This is a genomic window from Pandoraea cepalis, from assembly GCF_902459665.1.
In the GTDB taxonomy this organism is placed as follows: domain Bacteria; phylum Pseudomonadota; class Gammaproteobacteria; order Burkholderiales; family Burkholderiaceae; genus Pandoraea; species Pandoraea cepalis.
In genome coordinates this window covers 813401-826757 of sequence record NZ_CABPSL010000001.1, presented here as the reverse complement: position 1 = coordinate 826757, position 13357 = coordinate 813401, and the positions used below count along the sequence as shown (strand labels likewise).

Genomic DNA, 13357 nt, shown 5'->3' with positions numbered 1-13357 from the left:
GTGCCGCGGCTAGCGCACGCGCAACGGCAACTGCCGGATGGCATCGCCGTTCGACGGTGAGAAACAACGCGCGGCGGCCGCTTCCCACGGCAGCCACGCATAGGCGACATGCTCGCGCGGCGAAAGCGTCACGGCGGTGTTCTGCGGCACGCACAAGCCGAACCAGTGTTCCGTATTGCGCGTCACGCCCGGTGCATAACGATGGGCCCAACGCGGATAGATGTTGTACTGAATTTCGTGCTGCCAATCGGTCAGCGCAGCGGCGGGCACCGGGGTTCCGTTTGCCACGCGAATACCGGTCTCCTCGAAGACTTCGCGCACGGCCGTCTCGAACAGCGGTTCGTCGAGCCGGTCCTTGCTGCCGGTGACCGACTGCCAGAAGTTCTCGGCGTCGGCACGCTCGATGAGCAGAACGTCGAGCGCCGGCGTATAGATCACGACGAGCACCGATTCGGGAATCTTGAAGGGTTTCATGCAGGTGGCGATTCGAGAACGGCACCGAAGACCGGCACCGATGACGCATTGTATAGGGCAAACGCCGGGTGTTGCGGCATGCGCGATGCCCCCGAAAAACGAAAACCCCCTCGCCTGACGGCAGAGGGGGTTTTCAGCTTGCGTGCGGGGCCGACGAGCGGCCCCGTGAGCCACGTCAGGCCTTGGGCGCTTCCGGCTGGCGCAGACGGATATGCAGGTCGCGCAGTTGACGCTCGTCGACCGACGACGGTGCCTGCGTGAGCAGATCCTGCGCACGTTGCGTCTTCGGGAACGCGATCACGTCGCGGATCGAATCGGCGCCGGCCATCATCGTGATGACGCGGTCGAGACCGAATGCAATGCCCCCGTGCGGCGGCGCGCCGTACTGCAGCGCGTCGAGCAGGAAGCCGAACTTCGCGCGCGCTTCTTCCTCACCGAGATTGAGCGCACGGAACACCTTGCTCTGCACGTCTTCCTGGAAGATACGGACCGAACCGCCGCCGATTTCCCAGCCGTTGAGCACCATATCGTAGGCTTTGGCCAGGCACTTGCCCGGATCGGTCTCGAGGTAGTCGATGTGCTCGTCCTTCGGGCTCGTGAACGGGTGATGGCACGCGACCCAGCGGGCATCTTCCTCGTCGTACTCGAACATCGGGAAGTCGACGACCCACAGCGGACGCCAGCCGGCTTCGAACAGGCCGTGGCTCTTGCCGAATTCCGAGTGACCGATCTTCAGGCGCAGCGCGCCGATGCCGTCGTTCACCACCTTGGCCTTGTCCGCACCGAAGAAAATGATGTCGCCGTCCTGCGCGCCGGTACGCTCGAGAATCGAGGCAACGGCGGCGTCGTGCAGATTCTTCACGATCGGGCTTTGCAGACCGTCGCGGCCCTTGGCCACTTCGTTGACCTTGATCCACGCCAGGCCCTTCGCGCCGTAAATCTTCACGAAATCGGTATAGGCGTCGATTTCGCTACGCGAGATCTCCGCACCGCCCGGCACGCGCAGCGCAACCACGCGACCGCCTTCGGTCGTGGCCGGCACCGAGAACACCTTGAAGTCCACGTCGCCCATCACGTCGGTCAGCTCGGTGAATTCGAGCTTCACGCGCAGATCGGGCTTGTCGGAGCCGAAGCGACGCATCGCTTCCGCGTACTCCATGACCGGCACCTTGGCGTCGAGGTCGACGTCGATCGCTTCCTTGAACACGTGACGAATCATGTTCTCGAACAGATCGCGGATTTCCTGCTCCGTGAGGAACGAGGTTTCGCAGTCGATCTGCGTGAATTCCGGCTGACGGTCAGCGCGCAGGTCTTCGTCGCGGAAGCACTTGGTGATCTGGTAATAGCGGTCGAAGCCGGCCACCATCAAGAGCTGCTTGAAGAGCTGCGGCGACTGCGGCAACGCGAAGAACATGCCGGCGTTCACACGCGAGGGCACCAGATAGTCGCGTGCGCCTTCCGGGGTGCTCTTCGTGAGCATCGGGGTTTCGATGTCGATGAAGCCTTGCGCGTCGAGATATTTGCGCACTTCCATCGCCACCTTGTAGCGCAAGCGCAGGTTGTATTGCATCTGCGGACGACGCAGATCCAGCACGCGATGCGTGAGGCGCGTGGTTTCCGACAGGTTTTCGTCGTCGAGCTGGAACGGGGGGGTGACCGACGGGTTGAGCACTTCGAGCGCGTGGCACAGCACTTCGATCTTGCCGCTCGTCAGGTTGGCGTTCTCGGTGCCCGCCGGACGGCTGCGCACCAGGCCCGTGATCTGCACGCAGAATTCATTGCGCAGGCCTTCGGCGGCCTTGAACATCTCCGCGCGGTCCGGATCGCACACGACCTGCACCAGACCTTCGCGATCGCGCAGGTCGATGAAAATGACCCCGCCGTGATCGCGGCGGCGATTGACCCAGCCACACAGCTTGACCGTTTGGCCCAGTTGTTGCTCGGTCACCAGACCGCAGTAGGAGGTACGCATGGACATTTTGCTGTTCCGATTTTCAAAAAATGGCGCCGGCGATTCCCGGTGGCTCAGAGGAGCGGACCGGGACGTTGCTGGCGCGGGTTGTGGGCGGGCGCCACCACGCCCATCGATACGATGTACTTGAGGGCGGCATCGACCGTCATGTCGAGTTCGACCACGTCGCTCGCCCGCATCATCAGGAAGAAACCCGACGTCGGGTTCGGCGTCGTCGGGACATAGACGCTCACGAACTCGCCCTGCAAATGATTGACCACGTCGCCGCCCGGCGCGCCGGTCAGGAAAGCGATGGTCCAGGAATCCGCGTGCGGATATCGCACGAGCAACGCCTTGCGAAACGCGTTGCCGTTGCTCGACAGCAAGGTGTCGGACACCTGCTTGACGCTGCCATACAGCGGTCCAACGATGGGAATGCGCGTCAGGATGGCTTCCCACCAGCCGACCAGCTTCTGGCCGATGAAATTATGCGCCAGAAGGCCAACAACGAACACGAACGCGAGCGTCACCACCACGCCGAAGCCGGGCACGCGCATGCCGATAAGGTGCGACGGCTGCCAGTCGTCCGGCAACAGCAGCAAGGTCTGATCCATCGTGCCGATGATCAGGCCGAGGACCCACAGCGTGATGGCGAGCGGCACCAGCACCAGCAGGCCGGTGAGGAAAATCGTCTTCAACGCGGGTTTTTTAACGCGCATGGCAGGGCTCGCGAAGGTGGGCGGCTATGGGTATGTCAGCAGGCGAATCCGCGTTCCGGCGCATCCGGCCGCCGGGCTCGAACGCGCATCGTTCTGTCTATCTCAGTGGCAGGCGCAACCGCCGCCACAGCTCGCCGCCGGCGCGCTCGACGACTCGCCGCCAGACGACGAGGCCGAAGCGGACGACGTCGCGCTCTCGCCCGACGCCGCTGCCGGCGCCGACGAGGTCGACGCCGCGCCCGAGGCACTCGCGCCGCCCGAACCGCCACGGAAATCGGTCACATACCACCCCGAACCCTTGAGCTGGAACCCGGCCGCAGTCACCTGCTTGCGAAACGTTTCCTTGCCGCATTCCGGGCACTGGGAGAGCGGATCATCGCTCATTTTTTGCAGCACATCCTTGGCGAAACCGCATGTTTCGCAACGATAGGCATAGATAGGCATGGTACTTTCCGACGGAAAAAGGCGCGCAAAGCCTTGAATTATAACCGCTTCACAAGGCTTTCGGGATTTGTCCAGCGACATATGGGGACGCAACGACCCAAGATCAAGATGGGTCGTTGCCGTAATCCGCGTAGTGAAAGGCTTCCCGGCCTGGGTCGTCAGATCGTCGACCCCTGCGGCTCCCGAGACTGCGCATGCCCTGCGTTGGGTTGGAGGAGCGAGCCAACGACCATGCCGGCGATTGAGGCCGCCAGCCCCGCCAACTGCGCCGGCACCATGGCCTCGGGCGCCAGCCATTCGCACCCGATCCAGACGACCAGGCCGAAGAGCACGGCGAGCGTGCCGCCCAGCGAGCTCGAACGCTTCCAGTAAAGTCCGAACGCCAGCGGCACGAAGCAACACACGAGCGTGACCTTGTATGCGCTCTCGACCATATGGAAGATCGACGCCGTGGAATTCAGCGCGTACACCAGCACCAGCGCCGTGAAACAGAGCACGACGATACGCATCAGTCGCAGCAGGTGCTTGTCGTCGATACGACCGCGCAGCATCGGGCGGACGATGTTCTCCGCGAACGTCACCGAGGGCGCCAGCAGCGTGGCCGACGCGCAGCTCTTGATGGCCGAGAGGAGCGCACCGAAGAACATCACTTGCGCCACGACCGGCACACTAGTAAGCACCAACTGCGGCAGAATCTGTTGCGGATCGGTGCCGATGTACTTCTGCACCATCGACGGGGCGATCAGCAGGGCCGAGTAGGCCAGGAAGATGGGGATGAACGTGAAGAAGAAGTACAGCACGCCGCCCGTGACCGAACCGGCGACCGCGACATTCTCCGACTTGGACGACATCACGCGCTGGAACACGTCCTGTTGCGGAATCGAGCCGAACATCATGGTAATGCCCGCGGCAATGAACGCCAGCACTTCGGTTGGGTTCAACTCCGGCAGGAACGCGAACTTGCCGGCCTCCGCCGCGTGCGCGATCACCGCGCTCGCTCCCCCCGGCACCATGCCGGAGACTTGCACCGCGATGTACACAAGCCCCACGACGATGATGATCATCTGGATGAAGTCGGTCACCGCCACCGAGATCATGCCGCCGAGCAGCGTATAGGCCAGCACCGAGACCGCGCCGATCACCATGCCCATGGGCTCGGACATTGCGCCGCCGGACACCGCGTGAAACACGAGTCCCAGCGCCTTGATCTGCGCACCGACCCAGCCGAGGTACGAGATCACGATGGCGATACTCGTCACCACTTCAACCGTACGGTTGTACCTGAGCTTGTAGAAGTCGCCGATCGTCATGAGGTTCATGCGATACAGCTTGCGGGCGAAAAACATGCCGACGAGCACCAGGCACATCGACGAACCGAACGGATCCGAGACCACGCCGCGCAGCCCTTCGCCGAGGAAGGTGGCGGGAATGCCGAGCACCGCTTCTGAGCCGAACCAGGTGGCGAAGACCACGGCGATGACCATGCCGTAGGGCAGTCGACGGCCGGCGACGGTGAAATCCTTGGTATTGCGGACCTTGAGGGCGGCCAACAGCCCGATGGCCACTGAAATGACCCAATACAGTATGACAAACCAGATCAGCATAGCGCGGCCCCCGCCAATCCCCGGGGCGTCGGTCATGGCGTGGCGGCGTCAGTCTTGCGCCCGGTCCGGCCTCAAAAGGCCACTGCGCAAGCGAACGATACCGCGCCTTGGGCCGCAGCCTTCCGGGCAACAAAAAATCAGGTCGTGCATGACGGGGCCGATGCGATGGAGCGCCTTTTATCTGCCCGCTGTGCCGCCTGGCGAAAAAATTTCGGCCGATTATAGCGGCGCGAGCGCCACGCGGGGAGGAAAAATCGCGACGGCCCGGTTCGATGACGGCAAATATCGGGAATTGCCTAGCGTCTGAGGTGACGTTGCATGCTGATGGTGCCTGTGCGCAGTCACCGCCGAGACGCCAAAAGGCGTGTTCGACGCTCAGCGCCGGCGCCAGATCATCCAGTGTTCGGCCCCGGCGAAGACCGGCACCGAGTCGTCGACAAGCCGGTCCGCCTCGCAGACGAAGTCCTGACCGAGCAGAGCATCCAGGGCGTCCGGCGCGATGCCGAACGGCGGGCCCTTCAGCGTTTCCTTGAGGAAGAAGAATCCGGCCAGACGTCCACCTTGGGGCAGCAGTTGCGCCATCCGGCGTGCGTAGTCCTGCCAGAGGGTGCGGGGCAAGGCGCAGAGAAACGCCCGCTCGTAGACCACCTCGAGCGCGAACGGCGGCGTATAGGTGAAGAAATCGGCCTGTTCCACGAGCGCCGCGTGTGAACCGAGCCCCGCCTTGGCCGACGCGACGGCGGTCGCCGAGAAGTCGATGGCCCGCACCGGCCAGCCTTGCGTGTCGAGCCACGCGGCCTCATACGCCGAGCCACAGCCCGGGATCAGCGTGGCGCGGGGTGCGCCCTCGCCTGCGACGAAGTCGCGCAACGCCCTGGGCACCCCGGCCGCATCCCAAGGCATGAAGGCACTCGCGAAGCGTTCGTCCCAGAATTCCGAGCGCGACGGATCGCGATGGGAGAAAGTCGGGACGGAAGGTGTGGCAGGCGCGGCGGGCGCACCGCCCGTCTCCGGGCGGTCATCTTCTCGAGGGGCGGCAAATGCGACGTAAGGCGTTCGGACGATGGGCACCATAGGCTCCGCTATTTTCAGAATCCGCCGTAGAGCCAGACAAACGCCGTCAACACGCCGATGGCGACGCCGCCCACCAGACAGAACGCGCCCGTCAGCAGCCGATTGGTGCGGCGTTGCTCCTGAAGTAACGCCAGCAGCACGGTGTCGTCCTGCGGCCGCGCATGCGCGGCGAGTGCCTGGTGGATCAGCCGCGGCAGTTGCGGCATCGTCTTGCTCCACTGCGGCGCTTCGGCTTTCAGCCGTTCAAGCCAACCGCGCGGGCCGATCTGTTCGGCCATCCACCGTTCGAGGAACGGCTTGGCCGTCTTCCACAAATCCAGATCCGGGTCGAGCTGACGGCCGAGGCCTTCGATATTGAGCAGCGTCTTTTGCAACAGCACGAGCTGCGGTTGAATCTCGACGTTGAAGCGGCGCGACGTCTGGAACAGGCGCATGAGCACGAGCCCGAGCGAAATCTCCTTGAGCGGCCGGTCGAAGTAAGGCTCGCAGACGGCGCGAATCGCCCCTTCGAGTTCTTCGACCCGCGTGTCGGCCGGCACCCAGCCCGACTCCAGATGCAGCGATGCCACCCGGTGGTAATCGCGACGGAAGAACGCGAGGAAGTTCTGCGCGAGGTAATTCTTGTCGAACTCGGACAGCGCGCCGACGATGCCGCAGTCGAGTGCGATATACCGGCCGAACGTCGCCGGGTCGAGACTGACCAGGATGTTGCCCGGATGCATGTCGGCGTGGAAGAAGCCGTCGCGCAGGAACTGGGTGAAGAAGATCTCGACGCCCTCGCGCGCAAGCTTCTTGAGGTCGACGCCCGCCTCGCGCAGCACGTCGATCTGGCTGATCGGCACCCCGTGCATGCGCTCCATCACGAGGACGGCGCTGGAACTGAATTCCCAATAGATCTCGGGCACCATCAGCATGCCCGAGTCGATGAAGTTGCGACGAAGTTGCGCGGCGTTGGCGGCCTCGCGCATCAGGTCGAGTTCGTCGTGCAGATACTTGTCGAACTCGGCGACCACCTCACGCGGCTTCAACCGCTTGCCGTCTGGCCACAACCGCTCGACCCAACCGGCGAGATCGCGCATGAGCGCCAGATCGCTGTCGATCACGTTGAGCATATTCGGGCGCAATACCTTGACCGCGACTTCTTTGCCGGCGTGCTCGCCATCGCGAACCCGGGCGAAGTGCACCTGCGCAATCGAGGCACTCGCGACCGGCATGCGCTCGAATTCCACGAAGACGTCTTCGAGCGGGTGACCCAGCGACTTCTCGATGCTCGCGCGGGCAACTGCCGGATCAAACGGCGGCACCTGATCCTGGAGACGCGCCAGTTCCTGCGCGATATCGGGCGGCATCAGATCGCGGCGCGTCGAGAGCACTTGTCCGAACTTCACGAAAATCGGCCCCAGCGATTCAAGCGCCAGACGCAAACGTTCGCCGCGCGGCGCTTTGAGCCCACTGCGCCCGAACGACAACACACGCAGCAGCCCGCGTGCGATGGGATGAGGAATGCTCGAGAGCACCAGTTCGTCGAGCCCGTAGCGGTAGCTGACGAAAAAGATCTTGATCAGACGCAGGAGGCGCATCGTTCAGCGACCTCCCAGGGGGCGAGATACCGAGGCGGCTGCCGCATCGCGCCCGGCCGTCTGGCGTTCGAGCTTCTCCAGGCGCTTTTCCAGCCGCGCGAGATCGTCGCGCAGCGTGCCGATGCCGCTGCGCATCGCATCGAGGCGCCCACGCCCGACCAGCAGCGGGTTCTCTTCCACGAGGTAATCGGCGAGCGAGCGCGCCAGCGTGCCGCCGGTGCGGCGTGCGCCGGCCACCGCCGCCTTGCCGGTTTCGGTCACCCGGTGTGCCGCGGCGTCGCCGATCACCTTGCTCAGGTCTTCGGCCACCTCCCAGCGCAGATGCTGGGCCAGATAGGAGACCGTGTTGGCAAACTCGGCATCGCCCTCGATCTTGACGTGTCGCATGACAGCCGCCTGACCGCCGCCCGCGAAGTCGGCGAGCGCCGCCGGCGGCACCGCGATGCTGACGTCGCAAGACAGGTTGGCATCGGCGGCGACCAGATAGCCGTCGTCGCCCACGCGCAGACGCAGGTCGATGGCCGACATCGCCAGCCGGGCAGACGCCCCGATGTGATGGCGCAGACGGTCTCGCGCCCACGGTTCGCGGGCAAGCAAGTGGTTCACGGTGGCGGCAAAGGCTTTGGCGGCTACGGTCATGAGCTTGGCGGTCGGCCGGCGATGCGCGCCGGTCGTACCGAAAGACGCCGCCCGGCAACGATCGGCGGACGGCAAAAAAAAGAGCCCGCGCTTTAGACGCGGGCTCTCATTGTAAGGCAGGTTACGGCAAAACCGTCGTGCGCTTAGCTAGCCTGTTGAATCCCGGCGAGCACCCAGCCGCCGCTACCGGTCACCGGCTTGGTCAGGTTCCACACTTCGTTGAACGGCTCGGCCGCGGCACCCTCGGCTTCGCGGATCAGGCCCGAGAAGCGAACGCTTGCCACATACTCGACGGCCGATTCCTCGATGCCAAGCAGTTCGGCATTGAGTTGCACGACGTCCGTGCGGTTGACCGACTTGCCGCGCTCTTCGAGGTCCATCTTGATTTCCGCGAACATCTGCGGCGTGGTGAACTCGTTGATATCGGCCTGATCGCCCTTGTCCCAGGCCGCTTGCAGACGGTTGAAGTACACCTTGGCACTGCGCAGGAATCCGTCGACATCGAAGCCGGCCGGCACGCCGAACGGGGCGGCTGCGGCAGCGGCCCCCGCGGCGACGGGCACGCCCGACAGCGACGGCTGGGCCGACGAAGACGCCGGTTGTGCCGGTTGCGACGGTTGTTGCGGCTGGCTGTCCCACGACTGGCGCAGCGTGTTGTTCGACGCGTCGTTACCCGCGCCCGCATACGCCGGCGTCTGGGACTGCGACTTATTGCCGCGGAAACGACGGATCAGCCACATCACGGCGAAGGCGATCAGCGCAATCATGATGACGTTGGCCATCATGCTGGCGAACGCGCCGCCCAGGCCGAAGTGCGAGAGCAGGGCCGCGATACCGAGACCGGCCGCCAGACCGGCGATCGGGCCGAGCCAGCGATTGGCCGGCTTGGCGGCGGCCGCGGCCCCTGCGGCACCGGCCCCTGCTGCCGCCGGTGCGGCCTGTTGCGGTGCGGTGCCCGGCGTGGCTTGCGTCGGTTGTTGCGGCGCTTGCTGGCGCTGCGTCACGGTGCTGGACTGCTTGCCGATGCTCCGGCCGCCGCCAACGCGTTTGGCATCGGCGTCCGCGATCGTCATGCCGACCGCCACTACGCCGGCCACCACGCCCAACAACAGCTTGTTTTTCAGGAACTGGAACATCGTTCTGGTCTCTCCGTGGAGTTTATAGGTTGCTGTCTACTGACAGGCGTCAACCGGAATGGTTCAGCACTTTTTTACGTACTGAAACCAGATGAGGCGACGGCCGATTCTGCCACAGCAGAATTAGCTCGTTCTTAGAGAAACGCCCCGGCGCGGCTTTTTTCCGCAGTCCGGGGCGCTGGGGTGCGTCTTGTAAGTAAGCGCAAACTCAGAATTTGCGTCCGATATGCAGCGCGACGACGCCTGCGGTCAGGTTGTGATATTCCACACGTTCGAGACCGACCTGTTCCATCAGGGACTTGAGCGTTTCCTGGTCCGGGTGCATGCGAATCGACTCGGCCAGATAGCGGTAGCTGTCGGCGTCGCCCGCGATGCGCGAACCGAGCCACGGCAGCACCTTGAACGAATACGTGTCGTACGCCTTCTCGAGCGGCTGCCAAACCTTCGAGAACTCGAGCACCATGACCTTGCCGCCCGGTTTGATCACGCGGCGCATTTCGGCGAGCGCGGCATCCTTGTGCGTCATGTTGCGCAGGCCAAACGCCACGGTGACCACATCGAAATAGTTCGACGGGAACGGCAGCTTTTCGGCATCGCACAGCAGGGTCGGGGTGACAATGCCTGCGTCGAGCAGGCGATCGCGCCCCACGCGCAGCATCGATTCGTTGATGTCGGTGAGCCAGACTTCGCCGGTCGGGCCGGCCGCGCGCGCAAACGCCTTCGACAGGTCGCCCGTGCCGCCCGCGATGTCGAGCACCTTGAAGCCGGGGCGCACGGCGGCGCGTCCGATCGTGAAGGCTTTCCAGATCCGGTGCAGTCCACCCGACATCAGATCATTCATGATGTCGTACTTGCTCGCGACCGAATGGAACACCTCGGCGACCTTGCCGGCCTTTTCCTTCTCGTCGACGGTTTCATAACCGAAGTGGGTCTGTTGGCCCATTGCAATCTCCCAGATTCATGTAAGCGGGCGCGCCACACGCACGTGCGCCCCGCCGGGGCCTCAATGGTGGTGGCAGCCACCCGCGGCCGGCGACGACATCGGCGTGTCGCGATCGACCCCCGCTGACGCGAGCTTGTCCAGGTATTCCTGCCACAGCGCGTCCTGACGCACGCACAGCTCGTAGAGGTAATCCCACGAATAGATGCCGGTATCGTGTCCGTCCGAAAACACCGGGCGCACGGCGTAGTTGCCGATCGGCTCCAGGCCATTCAGATCGACATCGCGCTTGCCGGTTTGCAGCGTCTCCTGCCCCGGGCCGTGGCCACGCACTTCCGCCGACGGCGAGAGTACGCGCAGGAATTCGAACGGCAGGCGGTAGTGTGTTCCGTCCTCGTAGCCCAGTTCCAGCACCTTCGATGTGCGATGCAGCGTCAAGGAAACGGGAATCGGCGTGTCTTTCTCCAGCCCAGCCATGGTCTTGCTCCAGAATAATCGGTCGGTGCGCCGACATGCGACACATCGGCCGGCAGTATAGCCGCTCAGGCCTCAACGGTCATGCCGGCCACGCCGGGAGACGATTCAATTCCGCCACCACGGCCTCGCGCAGGGCGGGTGTCCAGGCGGCGCGCTCGGCGAGCACCGCCGCCGGCACCTCGCGTTGCGGCGCGCTCCAGACCGAGCCGGGAAAATGAACGTCGTCGCGATATCGCGGAATCACGTGCCAGTGCACGTGCGGCACCATGTTGCCCAGACTCGCCACGTTGATCTTGTGCGGCGACATGACCGTGCGCTGGGCTGTCTCGACGGCGAACACGGCGCGCATCACATGCTCGCGCGCCGCCGCGGGCAGATCGCTCATTTCGGCGACGTGGGCATGCCAGATCACCCGAGCGAAGCCCGGGTAGCCGATCTCGTTCGCCAGCACCACGCGCAGCACCGGGTCGCGCCATACGACATCGCCGCCCTCTCCGGTGCAAAACGGACATTCCATCATGCGTCTTCCCTCGTTTGCCCTGCCCTCCCCGCGTGCGCCGCAGACGGTTCAGGTCAGTGCTGTCAGTGCGCTCACTGCTTGTTGCGCTTGTAACGTTTGCCGGTGGCCGGGTCGACCGGGCCGAGCGCAAGTTCGGCGAAGTCGATCTCGCTGATCAATTCGCGCAGCGTCTCGTCGTTGATACGGTGCGCCAGACGCAGACGCGACAGTTCCCCGCGCTCGGCCTGCAGGGCGGCGGCGCGCAGCCGGCGTTCGACTTCGACCTCACGCACCGCGCGCACGCGCATCTCGTCGTCGGTCGCGTTCGACGCGTTGAGCGTGCGGCGATACCGCCCCATCACCCGCGCGGCCGCTTCGGCGCACACGGCAGTGTCGAGTTCGTCGCCCGACTTCGCAATGACTTTTTGCAGCGACTCAACAGTGCGGATCGCCGCCTCCGACGCCGCGAGGCGCGCCTCGCCCATCTCACGATTGCGCGGGTCCTCGACCGGCCAGCGCACGCCGCGCAGCAGGAACGGCAAACCGAGGCTGCCGCCGACAAGCGAGAGCAGAATCACGCCGGCGGCCAGGAAAATCAGCAGATCGCGTCCCGGAAACGGCGCGCCGCCCGGCAGGGCCAGCGGCACCGAGAGCGCACCGGCCAGCGTCACCGCGCCGCGCACGCCCGAGAGGGCCGTCACGCCAGTGAAGCGCATGCCGGGCTTCATTGTGATTTCGCCACGTCGCATACCGAGAAAATACATCACGCGCCACGCCACCCACACCCAGCAGAAGCGCAGCACGATGAGCACCGCCGAAATCGCGCCGACGTAGGCCATCAGTTCGCCGAGATTGAGCAGCGTTCCCCAATGCGGCTCGCCGGGCCGCAACGCGGCACGCACGATGTCAGGCAATTGCAGGCCGAGCAGCACGAACACTGCGCCATTGAACACGAATTCGAGCATCGACCACACCCCGTTACCGAGAATGCGGGTGGCGGTGCGGGTATTGAGCAGATCGGTCGAGCTGACCGTCATGCCGGCGGCCACGGCCGCGAGAATGCCCGAGAAGCCAAAATGTTCGGCCAGCAGATAGGCCGCAAACGGCATGAGCAACAGCAGCAGCACGACCGTCGCCGGCTCTTCGGCGGACGCCGCCATCACGCGGCGATGGAACTGCGTGAACAGCCACGTCACGGCCCAGCCGGCGAGCAGGCCGCCCAGCGCGATGACGAAAAACGAGAACGTGGCGTTACCGATCGAAAAGAGTCCCGTGGTCGCGGCCACGATGGCGAACTTGAACGCGACCAGGCCCGACGCGTCGTTCATCATGGCCTCGCCTTCGAGCACGTGCATGAGGCGCGTGGGCATCTGCAGGCGTGCGGTGATGGCGGAGACGGCCACGGCATCGGTTGGCGAGAGCACGCCGCCGAGCGCGAACGCCACGGCGAGCGGAATCGACGGAATCATCCAGTGGATGAAATAGCCCACGCCGAGCACCGTGAAGATCACCAGGCCGAGCGCCATCGCGACGATTGGCACGCGCAGGTGCCAGAACTCGCGCTTGGGCATGCGCCAGCCGTCGGCGAAGAGCAACGGCGGGATGAACAGCAGGAAAAAGATCTCCGGGTCGAGATCGATGTGCAGCCCCGCGCCCGGAAAAGCGAGCGCGGCGCCCACAGCGATCTGCACGATCGGCACCGGCAGAACTTTGACGTAGCTGACCAGCACGCCGGTCAGCGCCACCACAAACAGCAGGATCAGCGCGGTGAGGACTACCCCCATGCCGCCTCCATGGTCCGTCGGTCAGGCATCGGCCGC

13 protein-coding genes are annotated in these 13357 nt (G+C 64.6%); all 13 read right to left on the bottom strand.

The window, feature by feature from the left end; translation table 11 throughout:
- Window positions 1–9 precede the first annotated feature (9 nt).
- Window positions 10–474 carry a dihydroneopterin triphosphate diphosphatase gene (gene nudB, locus PCE31106_RS03810; RefSeq protein WP_150562438.1) on the bottom strand — a complete coding sequence of 155 codons (465 nt, stop codon included), beginning with the start codon at window positions 472–474 and terminating at the stop codon, window positions 10–12.
- Between the two features lie 175 nt (window positions 475–649).
- Window positions 650–2452, bottom strand: a complete 1803-nt coding sequence (gene aspS / locus PCE31106_RS03805) for an aspartate--tRNA ligase (RefSeq protein ID WP_017235626.1) — start codon at window positions 2450–2452, stop codon at window positions 650–652.
- A 47-nt stretch (window positions 2453–2499) separates the two neighbouring features.
- Window positions 2500–3144, bottom strand: coding sequence for a DUF502 domain-containing protein (locus PCE31106_RS03800; protein ID WP_017235625.1), 645 nt, complete (start codon window positions 3142–3144; stop codon window positions 2500–2502).
- A 102-nt stretch (window positions 3145–3246) separates the two neighbouring features.
- Window positions 3247–3588, bottom strand: coding sequence for an FmdB family zinc ribbon protein (locus PCE31106_RS03795; RefSeq protein ID WP_150562437.1), 342 nt, complete (start codon window positions 3586–3588; stop codon window positions 3247–3249).
- A 158-nt stretch (window positions 3589–3746) separates the two neighbouring features.
- On the bottom strand, window positions 3747–5192 hold the full coding sequence (locus PCE31106_RS03790; protein WP_150562436.1) for a high affinity choline transporter 1: 1446 nt from the start codon (window positions 5190–5192) through the stop codon (window positions 3747–3749).
- Between the two features lie 375 nt (window positions 5193–5567).
- Entirely contained in the window at window positions 5568–6266 is a 699-nt protein-coding gene (locus tag PCE31106_RS03785; protein WP_150562435.1) for a methyltransferase domain-containing protein, read from the bottom strand.
- A 14-nt stretch (window positions 6267–6280) separates the two neighbouring features.
- Complete coding sequence (gene ubiB, locus PCE31106_RS03780) at window positions 6281–7846, bottom strand: ubiquinone biosynthesis regulatory protein kinase UbiB (protein ID WP_017235621.1); 1566 nt, start codon at window positions 7844–7846, stop codon at window positions 6281–6283.
- 3 nt (window positions 7847–7849) lie between these two features.
- Window positions 7850–8485: a ubiquinone biosynthesis accessory factor UbiJ gene (locus PCE31106_RS03775; RefSeq protein ID WP_039830728.1), complete on the bottom strand. Its 636-nt coding sequence runs from the start codon at window positions 8483–8485 to the stop codon at window positions 7850–7852.
- Between the two features lie 143 nt (window positions 8486–8628).
- Window positions 8629–9621, bottom strand: a complete 993-nt coding sequence (locus tag PCE31106_RS03770; protein WP_150562434.1) for a Tim44 domain-containing protein — start codon at window positions 9619–9621, stop codon at window positions 8629–8631.
- 208 nt (window positions 9622–9829) lie between these two features.
- The gene (gene ubiE / locus PCE31106_RS03765; protein WP_017235567.1) at window positions 9830–10564 is read right to left on the bottom strand and encodes a bifunctional demethylmenaquinone methyltransferase/2-methoxy-6-polyprenyl-1,4-benzoquinol methylase UbiE; all 735 of its coding nucleotides are present in this window, start codon (window positions 10562–10564) and stop codon (window positions 9830–9832) included.
- Between the two features lie 60 nt (window positions 10565–10624).
- Entirely contained in the window at window positions 10625–11038 is a 414-nt protein-coding gene (locus PCE31106_RS03760; RefSeq protein ID WP_150562433.1) for a gamma-butyrobetaine hydroxylase family protein, read from the bottom strand.
- A gap of 79 nt (window positions 11039–11117) precedes the next feature.
- Window positions 11118–11555: an HIT family protein gene (locus tag PCE31106_RS03755; protein ID WP_026132289.1), complete on the bottom strand. Its 438-nt coding sequence runs from the start codon at window positions 11553–11555 to the stop codon at window positions 11118–11120.
- Window positions 11556–11629: 74 nt separating this feature from the next.
- Window positions 11630–13321, bottom strand: a complete 1692-nt coding sequence (locus PCE31106_RS03750) for a Na+/H+ antiporter (protein WP_150562432.1) — start codon at window positions 13319–13321, stop codon at window positions 11630–11632.
- Between the last annotated feature and the right edge of the window lie 36 nt (window positions 13322–13357).